This is a genomic window from Nitrosomonas sp. Nm132, assembly GCF_900100485.1.
In the GTDB taxonomy this organism is placed as follows: domain Bacteria; phylum Pseudomonadota; class Gammaproteobacteria; order Burkholderiales; family Nitrosomonadaceae; genus Nitrosomonas.
On sequence record NZ_FNDH01000002.1, the window covers coordinates 39,372 to 58,875 of the forward strand.

General features: G+C 45.9%; 17 protein-coding genes. 11 read left to right on the forward strand and 6 right to left on the reverse strand.

Annotated features, from left to right (window positions below; translation table 11 throughout):
- Positions 1 to 75: 75 nt before the first annotated feature.
- Positions 76 to 1,056: a cysteine synthase A gene (gene cysK / locus BLP80_RS01090; RefSeq protein WP_090539294.1), complete on the reverse strand. Its 981-nt coding sequence runs from the start codon at positions 1,054 to 1,056 to the stop codon at positions 76 to 78.
- Positions 1,057 to 1,443: 387 nt separating this feature from the next.
- Between cysK and BLP80_RS01095 the strand changes: the two genes are divergently transcribed.
- Complete coding sequence (locus BLP80_RS01095) at positions 1,444 to 5,619, forward strand: EAL domain-containing protein (protein WP_218120337.1); 4,176 nt, start codon at positions 1,444 to 1,446, stop codon at positions 5,617 to 5,619.
- 31 nt (positions 5,620 to 5,650) lie between these two features.
- On the opposite strand, the gene BLP80_RS01100 is transcribed toward BLP80_RS01095, so the two are convergent.
- The 3 genes from BLP80_RS01100 to BLP80_RS01110 are packed head-to-tail and all read right to left on the reverse strand — an operon-like array spanning position 5,651 to position 8,584.
- A complete protein-coding gene (locus tag BLP80_RS01100) occupies positions 5,651 to 5,965 on the reverse strand; it encodes a metal-sensitive transcriptional regulator (RefSeq protein ID WP_305367311.1) in 315 nt (104 codons plus the stop codon).
- On the reverse strand, positions 5,949 to 6,158 hold the full coding sequence (locus BLP80_RS01105) for a heavy-metal-associated domain-containing protein (RefSeq protein WP_090539296.1): 210 nt from the start codon (positions 6,156 to 6,158) through the stop codon (positions 5,949 to 5,951). The genes BLP80_RS01100 and BLP80_RS01105 overlap by 17 nt, the downstream gene beginning before the upstream one ends.
- Positions 6,159 to 6,178: 20 nt before the next feature.
- Entirely contained in the window at positions 6,179 to 8,584 is a 2,406-nt protein-coding gene (locus BLP80_RS01110; protein ID WP_090539298.1) for a heavy metal translocating P-type ATPase, read from the reverse strand.
- A 204-nt stretch (positions 8,585 to 8,788) separates the two neighbouring features.
- Here BLP80_RS01110 and BLP80_RS01115 point away from each other — a divergent pair, with 204 nt between their 5' ends.
- Both BLP80_RS01115 and BLP80_RS01120 read left to right on the forward strand, forming a co-directional pair.
- The gene (locus BLP80_RS01115; protein WP_090539300.1) at positions 8,789 to 9,406 is read left to right on the forward strand and encodes a hypothetical protein; all 618 of its coding nucleotides are present in this window, start codon (positions 8,789 to 8,791) and stop codon (positions 9,404 to 9,406) included.
- A complete protein-coding gene (locus tag BLP80_RS01120) occupies positions 9,396 to 10,334 on the forward strand; it encodes a hypothetical protein (RefSeq protein WP_090539302.1) in 939 nt (312 codons plus the stop codon). Before BLP80_RS01115 ends, BLP80_RS01120 begins: the two co-directional genes overlap by 11 nt.
- Before the next feature lie 233 nt (positions 10,335 to 10,567).
- Here BLP80_RS01120 and BLP80_RS01125 read toward each other — a convergent pair whose 3' ends face one another.
- Complete coding sequence (locus tag BLP80_RS01125; protein ID WP_090539304.1) at positions 10,568 to 10,900, reverse strand: hypothetical protein; 333 nt, start codon at positions 10,898 to 10,900, stop codon at positions 10,568 to 10,570.
- 266 nt (positions 10,901 to 11,166) lie between these two features.
- Here BLP80_RS01125 and BLP80_RS01130 point away from each other — a divergent pair, with 266 nt between their 5' ends.
- The 8 genes from BLP80_RS01130 (at position 11,167) to BLP80_RS15500 (ending at position 18,929) form a co-directional block, all read left to right on the forward strand.
- Entirely contained in the window at positions 11,167 to 12,858 is a 1,692-nt protein-coding gene (locus BLP80_RS01130) for a L,D-transpeptidase family protein (RefSeq protein WP_090539307.1), read from the forward strand.
- A gap of 58 nt (positions 12,859 to 12,916) precedes the next feature.
- The gene (locus BLP80_RS01135) at positions 12,917 to 13,495 is read left to right on the forward strand and encodes a peptidoglycan L,D-endopeptidase MepK (protein ID WP_090539309.1); all 579 of its coding nucleotides are present in this window, start codon (positions 12,917 to 12,919) and stop codon (positions 13,493 to 13,495) included.
- 131 nt (positions 13,496 to 13,626) lie between these two features.
- Positions 13,627 to 14,106 carry a nucleoside deaminase gene (locus BLP80_RS01140; RefSeq protein ID WP_090539311.1) on the forward strand — a complete coding sequence of 160 codons (480 nt, stop codon included), beginning with the start codon at positions 13,627 to 13,629 and terminating at the stop codon, positions 14,104 to 14,106.
- A gap of 349 nt (positions 14,107 to 14,455) precedes the next feature.
- Positions 14,456 to 14,983: an adenine phosphoribosyltransferase gene (locus BLP80_RS01145; protein ID WP_090539313.1), complete on the forward strand. Its 528-nt coding sequence runs from the start codon at positions 14,456 to 14,458 to the stop codon at positions 14,981 to 14,983.
- 372 nt (positions 14,984 to 15,355) lie between these two features.
- Complete coding sequence (gene serS, locus BLP80_RS01150) at positions 15,356 to 16,687, forward strand: serine--tRNA ligase (RefSeq protein ID WP_090539315.1); 1,332 nt, start codon at positions 15,356 to 15,358, stop codon at positions 16,685 to 16,687.
- Between the two features lie 42 nt (positions 16,688 to 16,729).
- Entirely contained in the window at positions 16,730 to 17,419 is a 690-nt protein-coding gene (locus BLP80_RS01155) for a DUF6781 family protein (protein WP_090539317.1), read from the forward strand.
- Between the two features lie 849 nt (positions 17,420 to 18,268).
- A complete protein-coding gene (locus tag BLP80_RS01160; protein WP_090539319.1) occupies positions 18,269 to 18,613 on the forward strand; it encodes a hypothetical protein in 345 nt (114 codons plus the stop codon).
- Positions 18,614 to 18,770: 157 nt separating this feature from the next.
- Positions 18,771 to 18,929, forward strand: a complete 159-nt coding sequence (locus BLP80_RS15500) for a hypothetical protein (RefSeq protein ID WP_176754223.1) — start codon at positions 18,771 to 18,773, stop codon at positions 18,927 to 18,929.
- A gap of 58 nt (positions 18,930 to 18,987) precedes the next feature.
- Here the strand turns inward: BLP80_RS15500 and BLP80_RS01165 are convergent, their stop codons facing one another.
- Complete coding sequence (locus BLP80_RS01165; RefSeq protein WP_090539320.1) at positions 18,988 to 19,239, reverse strand: helix-turn-helix domain-containing protein; 252 nt, start codon at positions 19,237 to 19,239, stop codon at positions 18,988 to 18,990.
- Positions 19,240 to 19,504: the final 265 nt, after the last annotated feature.

Below are 19,504 nucleotides of genomic sequence, written 5' to 3' on the forward strand. Positions count from 1 at the left end.
GTAATTCTGCAACGATATGATCAATCTCAAGGTAGGTGCTTCTTAACTGGAGATCGCTGATCCTATTGACGTTAGTCACTCTATATTCAACCCCTGCTCATTGAACATCCCTTCAAAGAGAATACTGCTTAAATAACGTTCACCCGAGTCCGGCAAAATAACAACGATCGTTTTGCCTGCATTTTCTGGACGCTTGGCATGCCGAATAGCCGCAGCAACTGCAGCGCCACAGGAAATACCGGAAATTATCCCTTCTTCCCGCGCAAGGCGGCGCGCATATAAAACCGCCTCTTCATTACTGATCTGCTCAACTTCATCCACCAGGGAAAGATCAAGGTTATCCGGTATAAAGCCAGCGCCAATTCCTTGAATTTTGTGAGGGCCCGGTACTAAAGGCTGACCTGACCGCTGCTGAGTAATGACAGGGCTGGCAGCAGGTTCGACTGCAACAGACGTAATTGCCTTATCTTTAACTTGTTTGATATAACGGGAAACGCCGGTCATCGTACCACCTGTTCCTATTCCGGCAACAAAAATATCGATTGCGCCGTCAGTATCCCGCCAAATCTCAGGACCTGTCGTTTGTTCATGTATCGCTGGATTAGCTGGATTCGTAAATTGTTGTAACAAAACAAAACGACCAGGATCTGCAGCTACGATCTCATTGGCCTTGACAATAGCGCCTCCCATACCACGCTGACCCTCCGTCAGAACCAGATGGGCACCAAAAGCAGCAAGTAACTTCCGGCGCTCGACACTCATGGTTTCCGGCATGGTCAAGGTCAATGGAATACCTCGGGCAGCGGCAACAAATGCCAAGGCAATACCAGTGTTACCACTGGTTGGTTCTACTAACTCTTTACCGGGGCCGAGTAATCCTTGGCGTTCGGCATCATCGACCATTGCAGCGCCAATACGGCATTTGACCGAATATGCCGGGTTACGCCCCTCAATCTTGGCTAGCACAGTCGCTCCTGCGCCATCAGTAACCCGATTGAGCCGAACTAACGGTGTTCGCCCAATCGATTGTGAATTGTCTTGGTACCAATTTGACATGAGATATCCCCTTCCTTATCGCCATCCCGGCATATCATCGTTGATTATCTGGAAAAATACTAAAAAACCAACACATTATTCATGTGCTTTATTTTGACTATGCCCACCCCGTTACCGCGTATCTATCACCACACACTAAAAATTTATATGACATAAAGTCAGGCCCAAATAATATAATGAAACTTCATTAATCTATTAGCACTGAATATAAAAGGTTGGCATGTTCACGGTAGCCAGTAAAGGTATAAAAGCAAGGGCAGAGGCAATTAACATAGCTATATGTTACCAGAGGATACCTCTATTTAGCGCATACATAGAAGACGGTTGTCAATCTATCCCACAAATATCTGATCATTACTCCGCTCCTGGACCGCAGTTAAATCCAATATGAAACTGCGCTTACCCAGCTCGCCCGAGTTTTTCATGATACGGGTTATAGTGCTAGCAGCCGCATATTTTCTAGCTGGCAAGCTTGGGCTCAGCATGCCTTTCGTGAGCTCCAATATTACCTTGTTCTGGCCACCTGCCGGAATAGCGCTCGCAGCCACCTTGGCATGGGGGCCTTCGTGCTGGCCAGGCATTTTTCTCGGTTCGCTCTTGATCAATTTAACGACAGGCGAGCTTACATTCTCCACTGCGCTTGGAATTACCGTAGGCAATACCCTTGCTCCAATATTGGGCGCGCTAATACTGAAAAAAACAATAGGTTCTCAAAACATTTTCGGGCGAGGTCGGAATGTAGTTACCTTTATTCTGATCGCGTCTAGCTCGATGTTATTGAGCGCGACGAGCGGCACATTATCGCTGTACTTTAGTGACTTGCTATCAAGCAACCTGGTACTTAGCGCATGGCTCGGCTGGTGGCTCGGAGACATGACCGGTGTAATGATTTTTTCACCTCTACTGCTAGCCTGGGTGGCCCATCAGGCAAACCCACAACCTCTTCATTCCCGACTTCGATTAGAATTCATCCTGGTCATGAGTAGCTGTATTGCCATGGCTTGGCTGGTATTCGGCAATGCTCTGGCGCTCAGCCACCTCAAGTTATCGATCGCCTTCCTTGTGTTCCCCCCCTTGATTTGGGCAGGGCTACGTTTTAATGTCAGAGGTGTCTCTATTGCAGCCTTGGCAATTACCTTGCTTGCCATATGGGGAACCGCACAGGACCTTGGTCCTTTTTCCCAAGGCCATCCTCAGCTAAATCAGCTGATCTTATGCATGTTTATAGCAACCGTTGCGCTCATCTCGCACATGATGATCGGTATTCAGGCAAGCTGGCGTCAAGCAGAGCAAAGCTTGCGTGACAGTGAATCGCGCCTCCGTATGGCGCTGACAGCCTCTAACCAAGGTCTTTATGATCTTAATGTGCAAACAGGAATGGCAACTATCAGTCCTGAATATGCTCGCATACTGGGTTATGAACCGCAAACTTTCGAGGAAACCAGTGCCCGCTGGCGCGATCGCCTCCATCCGGAGGACCGCGAACCGGCCTTCAAGATTTACAAAGATTACATCAGTGGCTTACGCGAAGATTATCAGGCGGAATTCCGGCAGCTCACCCGGCAAGGCAATTGGAAATGGATACTTTCTCTGGGCAAAGTAGTCGAATGGGACGATCAAGGACATCCGTTGCGCATGCTGGGCACATATACCGACATCAGTGATCGAAAAGCCAGGGAGTTTGCTTTACGTCAAAGCGAAGATGCGCTGCGTCGCGCACAATCTCTGGCCAAACTGGGCAGCTGGCATTTGGATCTGGAAAATAATGTACTTACCTGCTCCGAGGAAACTTTCAAAATCTTTGGAATAAAAGATAGCACTCCTCTTAGTCCTCTTAGTTATGGAAGCTTTCTCGCCTGCGTTGTACCGGAAGATCAGGATCGGGTCGATCATACCTGGCGCGCAGCCTTGCAGGGCACGCCTTACGATATCGAATACCGGATCAACGCAAATGGGGCGATCAAGTGGGTTAAAGAACAAGCTGAGATCACGATTCATAGTAGCGGCAAAGCAATCGAAATACTGGGGACGGTTCAGGATCTCAGTGAGCGCAAATTCGCAGAAGCAGTTGTCAAGCATGCTAAGACTTTACTGCGAACAGTTATTGACGCCACACCAGACTGGATTTTCGTAAAAGACAAAGAGCATCGATTTGTATTGGTAAACCAGGCTTTTGCCAGCAGTCAAGGATTTAAGCCTGCAGAAATGCTGGGCAAATTGGATACTGATTTCTGGCCTGAGCATCTGTGCTACGGTGATCCGGCCCAGGGAATCAGAGGTTTTCACGCAGATGACGATGAGGCGATTGCCGGCAAGAAAGTACATAACCCTGCCGATCCTGCTACCCTTGCAGATGGGCAGCTACGCTGGTTTGACACTTTGAAGCTGCCGATGCGGAATGCCAACGGCGAAATAACTGGCGTACTGGCATATGCCCGGGATATTACTGATCGCTTGAGTGTCGAATCAAAATATCGAACACTGATTGAGCAAATTCCAGCGGTAACTTACATCGCCGATATCAATCCGATAGCAAAAACCATCTATGTCAGCCCACAAATCGAGCCCAAGCTTGGCTTTAGCAAGCACGAGTGGCTCGATGATCCTCAACTCCGCATAAAGCAGATTCATCCGGATGATCAAGAGCGAATTATGACTGGCTTGTCAGTGAGCCTAACGACTGGTGAGCCTTATCATTTGGAATATCGTATCTTTAAAAAAGATGGCAGTATTGCCTGGGTTCGGGATGATGCCATTTTACTAAAAGATGCAGCGGGCAAACCAATATTGCTTCAAGGTGTCATGTTTGATATCACGAAACAAAGACAAACTGAAGAAAACCTAAATTCAGCCATAAGAGAACTGCGTATTTCTGAGACGCATCAGCGTGAACTACGCACCCTGGCGGAGCGGGAACAAAGTCGCATGAGTGCTTTGCTATCAGCCATGAATATCGGAATTCTGTTTGAAGATAATGAGCAGAGAGTGGAGTACTTGAACCCGACTTTCCTCCGTATGTGGGATATTGGTAAGCATGAAAACTTACTGAACATGCCGACTAAAACTGTGTTCGAGCGATCTACCAAATATTTTGTGCAGCCCGACCATGCATCAAAATATGTGCATACACTAGATACTCATGGAGTTAGCGAACGGTCTGAGCTTGAGTTCACCGACGGGCGGATATTTACGCAATTGTCTTACCCGGTAAACGATACTGAAGGCCGAACTATGGGACGGTTGTGGATTTATGAAGATATTACCCAGGAACGGCAAACTGCCCAACAACTCATCTACCTAGCTGAGCGTGATCCGCTGACAGGTCTATACAACCGACACCGCTTCCAGGAGGAGCTGGATAATTTGATCGCGACCTCCCTGCGCAATCAAAGTAAATTCGCGCTGCTCTATTTTGATCTAGATGATTTCAAATATATTAATGATACCTTTGGTCACCGGGCAGGTGATACAGTATTGATCCGGGCTGCCGGAGAAATCTCCAGCATTGTTCGTCATATCGAAATATTCGCTCGTTTAGGGGGGGATGAGTTCGCCATTCTAAGTCTTATTCAACCAAAAGATGATATCAGCGCGCTACCTGCTCGTATTGTGGCAGCTATTTCGTCTATTCCCTTGCGTTTTCGCGGTACAAATATTCGTCTTACCAGCAGTGTAGGCGTAGCCATCTTCCCAGAACATGGAGAAACAGCAGAAAATCTGATTGCTCATGCCGATGCTGCTATGTATCAGGCCAAAAATAAAGGCAAAAATACCTGGACCGTCTACGATCCTGCACGTGACACTTCTGAGGCCATGATGCATCGAATGACTTGGTATAACCGGATAGCTCAAGCCCTTGAGCAAGATCTATTTGAAATTCATTTCCAAGGCGTATATGAAACTACCCGGAATACCTTGACTCATTTAGAATCACTCGTCAGGATGCGAGATTCAAATAACCCTGATCATTTGATCATGCCGGGTCAATTCATACCTGTCGCAGAAAAAAACGGACAAATCGTCAACATTGATCGATGGGTAATAAAACGCAGTATCAAGCTACTCAGTCAAAATCCGGATATGCCACCGGTCGCAATTAACATTTCTGGCCGCACCTTTGACGATCCGGCAATTCCACACTATATCCGTAATCTGTTAAACGAATTCAATGTGGATCCCGGACGCTTCATTATAGAGCTGACAGAAACTGCGGCGGTATCGGACATCCAGGATGCCCAGCGCTTTATCGAAGCAGCCCAGCAAGCTGGCTGCCGAGTTTGCCTGGACGATTTTGGCAGCGGGTTTTCCACCTTTGGTTACCTTAAATACTTGGGAGTGGAAATACTCAAAATAGACGGCTTATTTATCCGTGATCTTCCTAAAAATCGCGACAACCAGATTTTTGTCAGAGCCATGGTAGAAGTAGCACGCGGACTCGGAAAAACAACAGTAGCGGAGTTTGTCGAAGATGCCGCCACTCTGGACATGGTAAAAAGCATGGGTATCGATCTTGCGCAGGGATATTTCTTTGGACATCCTGAGCCGCATATTCCATACAAATAAAAATTATCACTTGCCGGTATTTCATCCCTCACTATCGCGCGAACTTCCGCACCACGGTCATGAGTTCATCAATGGCAGCATCGCCATTACCAGACTGAATGGCGTCATGCATACAGCCATGCGCATGGTTTTCGAGTAACTGCATGGCCACAGCATCCAGTGCGGATTGCAAAGCGGAAACCTGATTCAGAATCTCAACACAATAGCGATCTTCCGCAATCATTTTGGCTACACCCCGTACCTGACCTTCAATGCGGTTAAGACGTTTTATTAACGCCTCCTTATCAGGCTGCATGACATGATCAGGCACATGGCATAACCCCTTTTTATTAGATGATGGCTTCAAAGCCCGCTTCCTCAATTGCTTGCTTAAACTGATCGTTACTGACGATAGTCGCATCGAACTGGATGGTAACCTGGGCATCCTCCAGCGAAACTTCTGCGCTGCTGACGCCCGGGATCTTTTCCAGCACATTTTTAATACTTCTGACACAGCCCATGCAGGTCATGCCTTTGATGTTGATGATGGTTGCTTGCATTTAATGATTCCCTCTCAATGTTATGAATTAATCTGGGCACCTGCCTGCCAGCGCTTTAGCAGCAGTGAGTTACTAACGACCGATACTGAGCTCATGGCCATGGCGGCGCCTGCGATAATCGGGTTAAGCATGCCCATGGCGGCCAATGGAATCCCCAGTACATTATAGATAAAGGCAAAAAACAGATTCTGACGGATCTTGCCCAAGGTCGCACGGGAAAGCGAAATCGCATCGACCACGCTCATCAAATCATTATGCATCAGCGTAATATCCGCCGCCTCGATCGCCACATCAGAGCCTGCGCCAATGGCAAAACTCACGTCAGCCGCAGCCAGCGCAGGTGCATCGTTAATGCCGTCCCCTACCATGCCGGTAAATTGCCCGCTTACCTTTATCTTGATCACTTCAGCTGCTTTATCTTGTGGCAAGACTTCGGCACGATACCGGGCAATGCCTGCTTGCTTGGCAATAGCAGCAGCCGTCGCAGCATTATCGCCAGTCAACATGATGACTTCAATGCCCATTGCCTGCAATCGCCTGACAGCTTGCGCCGAGGTACTCCGCAACCGGTCGGCGATCGCAAGATAGCCAAGTACCTGACATGTCTCCCCGAGCTGAGCAGCCACACCAACCACGGTCTTGCCTTCAGCCTGAAGCGCCGCTATACGAGACTGATCGATGGTTGCGCCCTGCGCGTGCAGAAACTTTGGTGAGCCCACTAGATATCCAGCATCACTGATTCGGGCCATGATCCCACTCCCGGTCACCGCTGTAAAATGACTCATCACTTGAGGCCGGATAGCCATGCTAGCAGTATGCTCAAGCACGGCTTTTGCGAGTGGATGCTCCGAGCCTTGTTCCAGGGTAGCAGCGATCTCCAGCAATACTTGTTCTGTGATTGAGCCTACCGGAACGACATCGGTAACAACGGGTCTCCCTTCCGTGAGGGTTCCCGTCTTGTCTACGATCAAAACCCGAATTTTTTCAGCATGTTCGAGTGCAGCAGCATTTTTCACGAGTATACCTGCTTGCGCCCCGCGCCCGGTGCCCACCATGATGGCTGTCGGTGTCGCCAAACCCAAGGCGCACGGACAGGCAATTACCAGCACGGCAACCGCGTTGATCAGCGAGAGTACGAAATTTCCCGTCAACCACCAAGTTAATACTAAGGTCAGCATACTGATTACCACGACCACGGGCACAAATATGCCTGCAATGGTGTCAGCCATGCGCTGAATCGGCGCTTTGGAACCCTGCGCTTCTTCCACTAAGCGAATGATGGCTGCAAGCTGTGTATGCGCACCCACGCTGGTAGCACGGCATTTCAGCAACCCCTGCTGATTCTGGGTAGCTGCAAACACCTTGACACCGGCTTGTTTAGCTACCGGCAGACTTTCGCCCGTCAGCATCGCTTCGTTCACACTGGATGTGCCTTCGATCACGACGCCATCTACCGGCAAACTCTCGCCGGGACGCACGATAAAAATATCGTCTACTTTAAGCGTGTTGACGTCAACTTCGATGATTTCGCCTTCACGCTCCACCCGTGCCGTTTTGGGTTGCAGCTTGATCAACGCCTCAATAGCTGCCGAGGTTTTGCTTTTTGCGCGGGCTTCCATCAGCTTACCTAATAACACCAGCGTAATGATCGCTGCGCTTGCCTCGAAATAAACATGCTGGTTCAGCGAAAAAAGTATGACAGCCGCACTGAAGAAATAAGCCATGCTGGTGCCCAGTGCAATCAATACATCCATATTGGCTCCACCCCCCCGTAATGCATGCCAAGCCCCCACATAGAAACGTCTACCCACCCAGAACTGAACGGGTGTCGCCAACAACCACTGCAGCCAGCGTGGCAACAGATCGGTATGATCCCCCGTAAGCATGACACCCATTTGCAGCATGAATGGCAAGGTAAGCGCAGCGGAAATCCAGAAGGCGCGAAGCTCTGCCTGATAGGTTGCGAGCCGCCTGGCTTTCTCTTCATTGCGGCTGGCTTCGCTGATCTCACTCGCACCATAGCCTGCCTTCACAACAGCTGCAATCAGATCATCTATCATTACTGCCCCCGGAGAGAAACTCGCATGAGCAACTTCTGTCGCCAGATTGACGGTGGCTGTAACACCGGGAATTTTATTTAATGCTTTCTCGATACGGCCGCTGCATGCAGCGCAGGTCATTCCACTGATCTGGAGTTGTACCGATTGGGGGGCGACATGAAAACCAGCTTTCTTGATCGAGTGGATCAGCTCTTCAGCATGCGTGGTAGCCTCGTCAAATTCTATCCTCGCTTTCTCACTAGCAAAATTGACTGCTGCATGAACACCAGGCAATTTGTTGAGATTCTTTTCAATTCGGGCCGCACAAGCTGCACACGTCATCCCTTCGATCGGCAGCTCAATGTATTTATGCGTAAGTACACTCATCACGATTCTCCTTACTTTCATCTTACTTTTATTGTAGAAACGAAGTCATCGTATACCCCCACGGGGTATTTGTAAATATCCTATGGGGCAGGCATATTAACCGCAAAAGAAATAAGAATGAGTTGCCAAACCGTCTTATTTCCTCCGTTTTGCTATCTTCTGGCATAGTAAGCTTGTTCTTTCTGTTAAATGAGATTGTTCTGAATGGCACTTAAAAATTTTCTTAAGGCAAACTTTGCCTTGATCATTGGCTTAAGTTTGCCTGTGATACTTGTCTTAGGCTTTCTACTGGCAAGCCATATACCTCAGAAGCTTGATACTCCTCCTCGATACGAATTGGTATTCAGCGCCTCGCATTATGACAATCACTCACCCTTTCATATCGATTTTGCTATCAGAAACCAGAAACTGTATATGAAGCTTACTCCGAGAAAAGAGCAAGAAGGAATCTATGTGAAAGAACTGTTCATCTATAACGGTCAGAAAGGAAGCGTGCGCAAAATTGACTATCTGCTACCACAGCGTCTGCAAAATCAGCAAGATGATGAGATGCCGGTCGCCGAATTCAACGACTTCATCATCGACAACAACAGTAGATCCCTGGATGGTTATGAATTCGTTTTGGGTAGTTATCGTTCCCGTGGCCTTCTGGGTGAAATCTTCGGCAGTCATTCCGGAAGGTATGTTCATCGGGTGAAAAAGGCAGGCGGTGGAAGTTTTATTATTCCTGATTATGGCAACGAATCTTCATACGGCAACTTTAATTTCATTGGCTGGATAACCAATTCAGAAAAAGCTGGAGATCCTGGTCATGCCCAATAAGCAGGAAGCATTGCAGGAAATCGTTACGATTGTCCAGAACAATCAATTGACCGTCAATGAGGTTATGGTCGCCTTGACGGATATACAGGCGATCACGGCTCAAAGGTCCAGCGGCATGCTTTCGCGCTTGTTTGGTTATATTGGCAGCATCCTGGTTTTTGCGGGAATCTGTATTCTCATCGGAATGCAATGGGATCAGTTTACTTCCGGGGCACGGATTGCTGTCACGCTCGGCACTGGTTTTGCTGCCTTCCTACTTGCACTGGTAGCAATAGATCACCCTAAATATGACCGTTCTGCAACGCCTTTATTGCTGATGGCAGCCCTGTTCCAGCCTACCGGCATCTTCGTCATGCTGGATGAGCATTCGCAGGGGAATGAGCCGCTTTATGGCGTTTTATTTATGTCAACGGTTATGCTCATTCAGCAAGGAGCTATCTTCTGGCAAATGAAACGCACCACACTGGCTTTCACGACTATCTTTTTTGGTTGCGGCTTTTTTATCACTGCGATGGAGCTTCTAGAGATTGAAGAAAATCTTATCTCCCTGATTATAGGCACATCATTAATGTGTATTTCATGGGCACTAAACAGTTCCCCTCATCGCGCCATTTCGGCATTCTGGTATTTCATCGGATCTATTGCCCTGTTAATCGCGGCTTTCGACTTGTTACAGGACACCCCCTTTGAAGTGCTTTACCTTGGTTTGACCGCACTGATGATCTATATCAGCACAGCTGCACACAGTCGAACATTACTCCTGACCGGCACATTGTCCATGCTCGCTTATATCAGCTATTTTACTTATGAACACTTCAGCGATACGCTTGGCTGGCCATTAGTTCTGATCATATGTGGCGCAGCTTTTATCGCCATTGGTTCGATCGCCATGAGAATCAACACGAGGTATATTCGCGAAACGATATAAAAAATATTGCCGCATTACGCAGATCAATCAAAAGAGCAGTGTCTATTCTGCCATTAATTAAACCCGAATATTTCATAAATTCGCGTGATGATCACGCAGGATTTTGATTGATAGGGAAGTTTTGAGAAGGAGGGGTGTAGTGATTCATATACCCGACTGAGCAAGATCTTTCTTATTAATCAAAAGACAAGTGAAGGCACGTGCCAATTTATGAAATATTCGGGTTAATAAGCTTAACTTACTGACTTCTCATCTTTATGCTTAGCCCTACGCGCGATTTCCACCTTAAGTTCCTCAAGGAAATTCACATTGATTTTGCGTTGCTTCTCACTTTTGTACCAGGTGTAACAGGTGATTACGCCAAGGACGATCAAGAATATACTCAGTGCTGTAATGCCATCAAAAAAAATAAATACCACACCCGTTGAAATCGCTGCAGCGCCAAGTATCGCGGTCAATAGCCACATGCGGTTCCCCCAGCTAGGGCTGGCATGCTTGAGACACCACTCATCAAGCTTATCGCGTGTCGATGTGAGTTCCTCATCAGTCCATTTTTTTATACTCATGGTTTTCTGAATATTCCTTCTTTGTATATATCAGTAGATTTGTCTTACATCCAATAAGATTTAACTTTACGTGACAGCGCCATTAGGGTCAATGATCTAGCCATGGCGCTTTAATTTACCATTAATAATCGTATTGGTTTATCTTGGTTTTTCTCACAAATCTTCCCAATAAGCTAAAAATACATCCGTTCTTTCTTAGAAATTCTGGCCGATATGTGGTAAAACGCTAATTTACTATAAATAAGCTTCATTCACACTGACATTTCATGGGTAGTCTTTTAGAAGAACTGGAAGATAGCAGGAGGTTTTTCTATATTCGCATTAGAAATACGCTAATCGCAAAAATTCAAGCATTCCAAGCGGCTTTTTTTACTATTGGAATATTTTGCTTACTCCCTTCAACTGCTGATGGCAGCATTTTAGTTAATGCTCAAGCATTATATAGCCAGCTTGATAAAATTTCTCCTGCAGCATCAGGCAAAATTGGTTTAGCCATTTTAAAGCGCTTTTATGCGATGCGTGATTATCAACCTGTTTGGGTACAGGACGACAAAATATCACCTGAACTTGATATTGCGATAGCATTTATTGCAACCGCCGAACAGGAAGGCTTGGACAGCAAAGATTATGAGCTTGAACAACTATTACGCCTACGTAAGCAAAGTAGCGAGGGCCCTACTCCGCTCGATCTCGAATTGCATACTACTCAAGCAGTATTGACGCTCGCTAGAGATTTATGCAGGGGCCGTCTGATAGCTTCTGAAGTTGACCCTGATTGGCATATTCAGCAACAGACATTCGATCCGGCGGATTACTTGCAGAAAGCGATTAACTCTGGAAATTTAAAATCGTTCCTGGAAGATTTGTCCCCTAAAACAAAGGACTATCAGCTAATGAGGCAGGCCTTAGCCCATTACCGTGAGCAAGTGGTGCGCGGCATTCATTGGACAGCTATCCCGGAAATACCCTTGATTCGGCCCAACATGAATCATCCGGTTATTCCGCAGATCCGCACACGAATTGTTCAAGCTTTTGCCATACACGGCAATCCTGAATATGATATCGCCCCTAGTAAAAGTGAAAAGTACGATGATGAATTGGTAAACGCGATTAAGGCATTCCAGTACCAGCATGGATTGAATGCTGATGGGGTTATCGGAAAAAATACACGGGCGGCACTGAATAAAACACCTGAACAGAAAATCCGGCAGTTACGTATCAATATGGAACGTTTACGATGGTTGCCAAGAGAATTGGGCGATCGTTATCTGTTGGTTAATATTGCCGGGTTTCGCCTGACTGCCATTGAGTATGGAAAACATATTCTGGATATGCGTGTTATTGTAGGGCGCGATTATCGCTCAACACCCAGTTTCAATAGCCTCATTTCACATCTTATCCTGAATCCATACTGGAATATCCCCAACAGTATCGCGCATAAAGATTTGCTCCCTAAGCAACAAAATAATTCTAATTACTTTACGTCACAAGGAATAAGCGTTTATTCAAACCATGACAACCGTTCACAAGCGCTTAACCCGGAATCAATTAACTGGCACGCGGTAGGCAAGAATTTTCCTTATGTCTTGCGGCAGAACCCAGGAGAGAAAAACGCGTTAGGCACTATAAAATTTATGTTTCCAAACCCTTTCAGCATATATCTGCATGATACGCCTTCTAAGCAATTGTTTCTGAAAGATGTTCGAATGTTTAGTTCGGGATGTATCCGCTTGGAGAAGCCATTGCAATTGGCTGGGTTTGTTTTGAATGAACCCAATGCAGTGACTGATCTCGTTGCCAAAATAGAAAGCGGCAAAACGATTACAGTCAATTTACCTAGGCGCTTACCTATCTATTTGACCTATCTCACGACATGGGTTGATGAGCTGAATAATATTTATTTCTCATCAGACACTTATGGACGAGATAAGCGAGTTCTAGAACATGCTCGCTGGTAAGCGATATTACCCATTTCAAGTATAAATATACTCTTGATATCTTATTGGAGGACCCGGAATGCTTTTACAAGAACCTAATGATCATGATCAGCTAACAAAACTGGGGGCTAGTCGGCGGCATTTTTTTAAAGCTGGATTGAGTGCTTGCACTATGCTCGCGCTGCCAGCAGCATATGCTAATAATCCAAGAACAACCGTAAAGCAATTAACTTTACATAATTTGCATACTGGTGAAAAGGTCAAATCTGTCTACTGGGAAAAAGGTCGCTACATTTCTGGCGCACTAAGAGATATTGAAAAAATACTGCGCGATCATCGTACCGGAAAGACCCATACAATTGATCTTCGATTACTCGACATGATGCAACTTCTGCATAGTCGAATGGGTGCAAGGAAGGAATTCCAAGTCATCTCTGGCTATCGGTCACCCGAAACCAACAGGATGCTCGCCATGCATAATCATGGTGTGGCAAAACAGAGCTTGCATATGCAGGGCAAGGCAATCGACATTCGACTACCTGAATTCTCACTGGCCGATTTGCGAAAAGCAGCATTATCGTTAAAAGTAGGTGGCGTTGGTTATTATCCAGACTCTAACTTTGTGCATCTTGATTCAGGAGACGTACGCTATTGGTAAGACAGATAGCCTGGCTCCAGGGTATAAATGAACTGATCTTTACATTAACCCGAATATTTCATAAGTGATCATCACGCGAATTTATGAAATATTCGGGTTAAGCCAATGGAAGCCAAAAATAATAGCAACATATGAATAAAGCGCAGCAAGAGCAATTTATACTGGAAGCCATCCGTCTTTCAGCTCATGGAATGATCAATAATGAGGGTGGTCCATTTGGTTGTGTCATTGTCAAAAATAACGTGATCGTTGGGAGAGGCAATAATAAAGTCATCTCCACGAACGACCCCACTGCTCATGCCGAAATCATCGCAATACGAAATGCATGCCGGCATTTAGGTACTTTCCAGCTTGATGGCTGCCAACTGTACGCTTCCTGCGAACCTTGTCCAATGTGTCTGGGTGCCATCTACTGGGCTCGTCCAGAAAAGGTATTCTATGCCTGCACAAGAGCCGATGCGGCCCAAATCGGATTTGATGATCAGTTTATTTATGAAGAAATCATGTCGGATCTACGGCGACGTAAGATTCCAATGGAGCAACTACTACGATCGGAGGCACTGAAAGTATTTTCAAGCTGGTCAGAAAAATTGGATAAAACTCACTATTAAGTCATCAATGATGAGCTTGCACCCTTGTCATGATAGGGGAGCCCTTATAGCCTATTTAGCCCGAATATTTCATAAATTCGCGTGATGATCACGCAGGATTTATGAAATATTCGGGGAACGATGGAACGTATGCAGAAATTCGGAAGACGCAGTTATCAATAGTATCTATCGCAGCAAAATCTATAATAACTCCAGCGCTCTCCGATAGTGGATTAATTTGGCTCTCATCATAACCAAATGTGTACATCCGCAAATTCAGCGTGCTGCCGGATTGGGTAAAAATACGCTAAGATGGTTACAAAAATTTCAACTTAACCCAGATCAATAGATTTTTATTGATAAAACTTTTATGCCTATTAAATCCCGCATACGCACCATCCCCCATTATCCCCATGAGGGAATCATGTTTCGTGACGTTACCACGCTCTTGAAAGATCCTGTTGGTTTGCGTACTACCATTCAGAAAATAGTCGAGCGCTACCGGACGATGAAAATCGATAAAGTGATCGGTATTGAGTCGCGTGGCTTTATTATTGGCGCTCCCGTTGCGTATGAACTGGGTGTTGGTTTTGTGCCCATTCGCAAACCGGGTAAATTGCCTGCTGAGACGATCGCGCGTGAATATCAGTTAGAGTATGGCAGTGACCAGATCGAGATTCATGTTGATGCGATCCAACGAGGAGAACGGGTATTGCTGGTGGATGATCTGATTGCCACGGGCGGCACCATGGAGGCAGCCGTCAAGCTAGTCCAGGAAATGGGTGGAGAAATCATCGAATGCTGCTTTGTAATTGACCTGCCAGATATTGGCGGCAGAGCGCGCCTGGAGAAGCAGGGGCAGAAAGTGTTCGCGCTATGCACATTTGAAGGAAGTTAATCAACCACACTGCTTCGCGCATTTGTTTGATTGAACTGACCCTATCTATTCCTTCAACGAGTTCACACTTCGACAGGCTTAGCTTGAATGAACTTTGAATAGAATCTAGCAGGTTCAAAATAGTATTATCAACACAAAGAGAACTTTAATTACAGGCATAATATCTGCCCGGTCAATTAACCCGAATATTTCATAAATTCGCGTGATGATCACGCAGGATTTTGATTCATAGGGAAGTTTTGAGAAGGAGGGGTGTAATGATTCATACACCCGACTGAGCAAAATCTTTCTTATTAATCAAAAGGCGAGTGAGGACACGTGCCAATTTATGAAATATTCGGGTTAAGATGAGTCACGTCTTTTGGAGTACACATGCTAGATATTCAACAATTACGCACCGATCTGGAAAACATCGCCTCGCGTCTGACTAAACGTGGTTACACCTTTCCGGTAATGCAATTCAATTCGCTGGAAGCGCAGCGTAAATCCATCCAGACCCATACACAGGAGTTGCAGGCAAAACGCAACGCTACTTCCAGGCAAATTGGCATTGCCAAGCAAAAAGGCGAGGATGTGACTGCGATCATGACAGAGATTGCTCATCTCGGTGATGAACTCAAGCAGGCTGAAAACCAGCTCGAACACTTACAGACTGAGCTTCAGCAGATACTGCTGACAACGCCTAATTTAGCGCATGATAGTGTCCCAGAAGGTAACAGCGAAGCGGATAATCTCGAAATACGGCGCTGGGGATCGCCCAGATTATTCGATTTTGCTATCAAAGATCATGTCGCTATTGGCGAGCAATTAAGATTACTCGACTTTGAAACGGCTGCCAAACTGAGCGGCGCACGGTTTAACGTAATGAAAGGCGGCCTTGCTCGCCTGCACCGCGCACTGGCGCAATTCATGCTGGACACACATATTCAGGAGCATGGGTATACCGAGGTTTATGTGCCCTACCTAGTCAATGCAGATTGCTTGCGGGGCACCGGACAATTACCGAAATTTGAAGAGGACCTGTTTATTGCGCATCCGGGAGGAAACAGTCATCCTGATTCAGCAATACTAACCGACCAGGATTCATGCAAATTACACCTGATCCCCACCGCCGAGGTACCCCTGACCAATATGGTACGCAATGAAATCATCCCACGCGAGCAACTCCCCCTGAAATTTGTTGCCCACACGCCTTGTTTTCGTTCCGAAGCGGGCAGCTATGGCAAGGATACCCGGGGGCTGATCCGACAGCATCAGTTCGACAAAGTCGAACTCGTCCATATCGCGCATCCGCAAGAATCCTATGAGGCGTTGGAACAGCTCGTCAGTCATGCTGAAAAAATCTTGCAAAAACTGGAATTGCCCTATCGAGTGATGGCATTATGTACCAGTGATATGGGTTTTTCGGCTGCAAAGACGTATGATATCGAAGTGTGGTTACCTGCACAAAATGCCTATCGCGAGATTTCCTCATGCAGCAATTGCGAAGCTTTCCAGGCACGACGCATGCAGGCGCGCTTTCGTAACGAGAAAGGAAAGCCGGAATTGCTCCACACGCTGAATGGTTCTGGCTTGGCGGTTGGACGAACGTTGGTCGCTATTCTTGAAAATTACCAACAAGCGGATGGCAGCGTAACTATTCCATCTGTTTTACAATCTTATATGGGTGGCCTTGACCGACTCACTATTGAAGGCGGAAAATGATCCTGATGTGGCACATTTCTCTAACTCCGGAGGGTATTTGAAATGAAAAATGAAAGTAATCGCACGACTCATAACCAGGAAGATATGGCAAAGCTCGAATCCGACGTACGTGAGGCAATCGCTCATGGTGGTGACGTCAAGGAAACTGTACGGCAGTTGACGCTCAAGGCAATGCAGGCGAATCGATTAGACATTGAATCACTGGGCCGGATTGCTACTGCAGTAATGCAAGGTGTGCATGATGGTGCACAGCAGAAATTGGAGCACGCAACAGAACAATCGCATGCCGCCCAAACCCAAATTACCCATGCGGTATCTGGATTGGATACCGCCTTAGCGCAATTTGCTGAAGCTTCAAAATTGGCAGTAGAGGAAGCGGCTGGAAAGGCTCAACAATTTTCACGTGACGAGCTGACTAAAACGCGCGCTGATCTTGAAACCCTAGAAAGCCTGTTTCTGGATATCGTGCAACATACATCAACGGTCGCAAAAGGGGTGATCGCCGAAACATTGAATGATCTGCTTGCTCATGCAAAGCGCAATGGAACAACGATCGGTGCCCAACTCAAAGAAACACTGGCGACCTTTACCCACCAGATAGCATCTGTCGGACATGCCCAGTTTGAAGCAGGCTTACAGCTGACTCAAGCAACTGCTGATTTGTTGCATAAAATCACCTCTGGTGTTTTGACGGGAGTTTCTGAACAAACCAAGCATGATAAAAATAAGTAACCAGGAAACACGAATGAATCAATTGCACATCCCACTCAGCCACGCCACTTCTTGGCGTTGGCTGGATGGTTTTTTACAATCGCAGAATGTTTGCGCTCAGCGGCTGCCGAAGGAGCGCGGTAACTGAGGCAGCACAAATTAAGTACCTTATTGTGAGCGTTTTCATTTCCCTTGGGATACCATCGTACCACAATGATATCTGCGGAAAGGTCCTCTCCACACTCCTCTTCAAATGACAGGACATTACGTCAAACAGGCCAGTCCGACCTATCATCAGCCTTGATATCTAGTACGTAGCCTTCATTTGAAACAATTTCTGCCTATTCATTGAGACCTTTGCAAAGGCCTCTCATTGTTCATTAATCAAGCTTTGATCAATCCTTCTAATAAAAAAGGTTTTTCAGAGCATCATCCTGCTTTTCAGTACTCGTGAGTGAATTTGTCGAAGTTGGCTAGGGGGTGTTACCATGCTAGCATCTCGGCTTATTTCTTTTTAATTTTGTTATTCTCTAGCCAAAATCCAGCTCAATATAAAAATTGAGGAACCGAACACCAGGTTTCCCCATTGAATTAATTAGCCCGAATACTTCATAAATTCGCGTGATGATCACGCAGGATTTTGATTAATAGGGAAGTTTTGAGAGGGAGGGGTGTAGTGATTTATACACCCGACCGAGCAAAATCTCTCTTATTAATCAATAAGACAAGTGAGGGCACGTGCCAATTTATGAAATATTTGGGTTAGCTGGCTTTATTCGAACAGGAAGAACACAATTTTTAGAATGACTCAGAGAGATGCTTAGCAGTATTTCAAAAGCCCATCCTATTCATTTTTATATGAGGTACATGATGAACAAACTAATTTTATCGCTATCCTTATTTCTTCTATCTTTTCTTTTTATAAGCTGCTCAGGACAAGAAGGGACTGCAGAGCAAATGGGCAAAAAAATAGATGAATCTATAGATAGCAGTAAAAAAGCCATTGATGAAGTTATTGAAAAGGCCGCTAAAAAAATTGAAGAAGTTGGTGATACTTCTCAAGGCCCCGCTGAGCAGATGGGTGAGAAAATAGACGAAACTGTAGAAAGCTTGAAAGATGCTATGAGCAAAACTTTCGAGGATGCCCCAGAAAAAATTGAAGAAGCTAGCGATACATTAAAGGAAAAAGCAGACGCTGTTGACAGCGGTTATTAATAAGCAGCGCTCTTTCAATGATTAAGATCGGAGAGACTTAATGTTTGCTCCTAATTTTCTGATCGGCACTTGAAGCAGAGCAACAGCTCAAGCCAATCCAGCTTTATTGCATGATGATGCTAAGGAATAACAAATGGGCAGGCAATCATATATATGCATGCAATTTTTATTCCTTAGTCCCTGGACATCGAAAAACAGTCATGTAGATCTGGTTGCCATGCCAAGAGATAATAGCATCCAATTTAACCCAGACAAAACGCTTACAGAGAGTCGTAGCGGCATAAACGGCTACTATGCCGCGGATATTTTCTTGTAAATAGAAAATATAATGATGGTATTGGCTTTAGCAGCTGTCTACCAGACTCATCTCGAGCTTATCTGCGCTTACGCCGGATCAATCCATTTTCTTCTGCTGCCCGCAATGCTTCATATCTGCAATGCGCATCCATAAATGCAAGCACCCGTTGAAACTCAGTTCGAATGGTTGCAGGAGAGCGGCATAGATGTGCTGCGAGAACTTTGGTATTTGTTGTTTTTTTTTCAAGGCAAGCCTCTAACAATCTATATAGCGCTGGCGTAAGTCGTTTTTCGTGACTATGAGCGTTATCACTTATATTTACAATCATAATCAATCCTTTCTAAGAAAGCTGGAATCAGCCGCTCTTGAAAGCGGAATTTCCAAGTAGCTCATACAAAAACAAATAATCCATTAAGAACCATAAAAATACGAAGCAGAAATCATTGGAATCAATAAGGGCCAACCTCTCTTGACCCTTGCTGATCTCATGGTTATTATTTTCTATCTTTATCACAATAACAATACGTGCAAACACCTAGTAGACCGTTCCAGCATAACGGTTACAAAAAACGCCGTTCGGCCTGAGCCTGTCG

Bases quoted from the DNA above. Each gene is read 5' to 3' on its own strand.
- BLP80_RS01130 (WP_090539307.1), top strand. From the start codon at position 11,167: ATGGGTAGTCTTTTAGAAGAACTGGAAGATAGCAGGAGGTTTTTCTAT.
- cysK (WP_090539294.1), bottom strand. From the start codon at position 1,056: ATGTCAAATTGGTACCAAGACAATTCACAATCGATTGGGCGAACACCG.
- BLP80_RS01140 (WP_090539311.1), top strand. From the start codon at position 13,627: ATGAATAAAGCGCAGCAAGAGCAATTTATACTGGAAGCCATCCGTCTT.
- serS (WP_090539315.1), top strand. From the start codon at position 15,356: ATGCTAGATATTCAACAATTACGCACCGATCTGGAAAACATCGCCTCG.
- BLP80_RS15500 (WP_176754223.1), top strand. From the start codon at position 18,771: ATGCAATTTTTATTCCTTAGTCCCTGGACATCGAAAAACAGTCATGTA.
- BLP80_RS01165 (WP_090539320.1), bottom strand. From the start codon at position 19,239: ATGATTGTAAATATAAGTGATAACGCTCATAGTCACGAAAAACGACTT.
- BLP80_RS01120 (WP_090539302.1), top strand. From the start codon at position 9,396: ATGCCCAATAAGCAGGAAGCATTGCAGGAAATCGTTACGATTGTCCAG.
- BLP80_RS01110 (WP_090539298.1), bottom strand. From the start codon at position 8,584: ATGAGTGTACTTACGCATAAATACATTGAGCTGCCGATCGAAGGGATG.
- BLP80_RS01160 (WP_090539319.1), top strand. From the start codon at position 18,269: ATGAACAAACTAATTTTATCGCTATCCTTATTTCTTCTATCTTTTCTT.
- BLP80_RS01155 (WP_090539317.1), top strand. From the start codon at position 16,730: ATGAAAAATGAAAGTAATCGCACGACTCATAACCAGGAAGATATGGCA.
- BLP80_RS01105 (WP_090539296.1), bottom strand. From the start codon at position 6,158: ATGCAAGCAACCATCATCAACATCAAAGGCATGACCTGCATGGGCTGT.
- BLP80_RS01125 (WP_090539304.1), bottom strand. From the start codon at position 10,900: ATGAGTATAAAAAAATGGACTGATGAGGAACTCACATCGACACGCGAT.
- BLP80_RS01095 (WP_218120337.1), top strand. From the start codon at position 1,444: ATGAAACTGCGCTTACCCAGCTCGCCCGAGTTTTTCATGATACGGGTT.
- BLP80_RS01145 (WP_090539313.1), top strand. From the start codon at position 14,456: ATGCCTATTAAATCCCGCATACGCACCATCCCCCATTATCCCCATGAG.
- BLP80_RS01115 (WP_090539300.1), top strand. From the start codon at position 8,789: ATGGCACTTAAAAATTTTCTTAAGGCAAACTTTGCCTTGATCATTGGC.
- BLP80_RS01135 (WP_090539309.1), top strand. From the start codon at position 12,917: ATGCTTTTACAAGAACCTAATGATCATGATCAGCTAACAAAACTGGGG.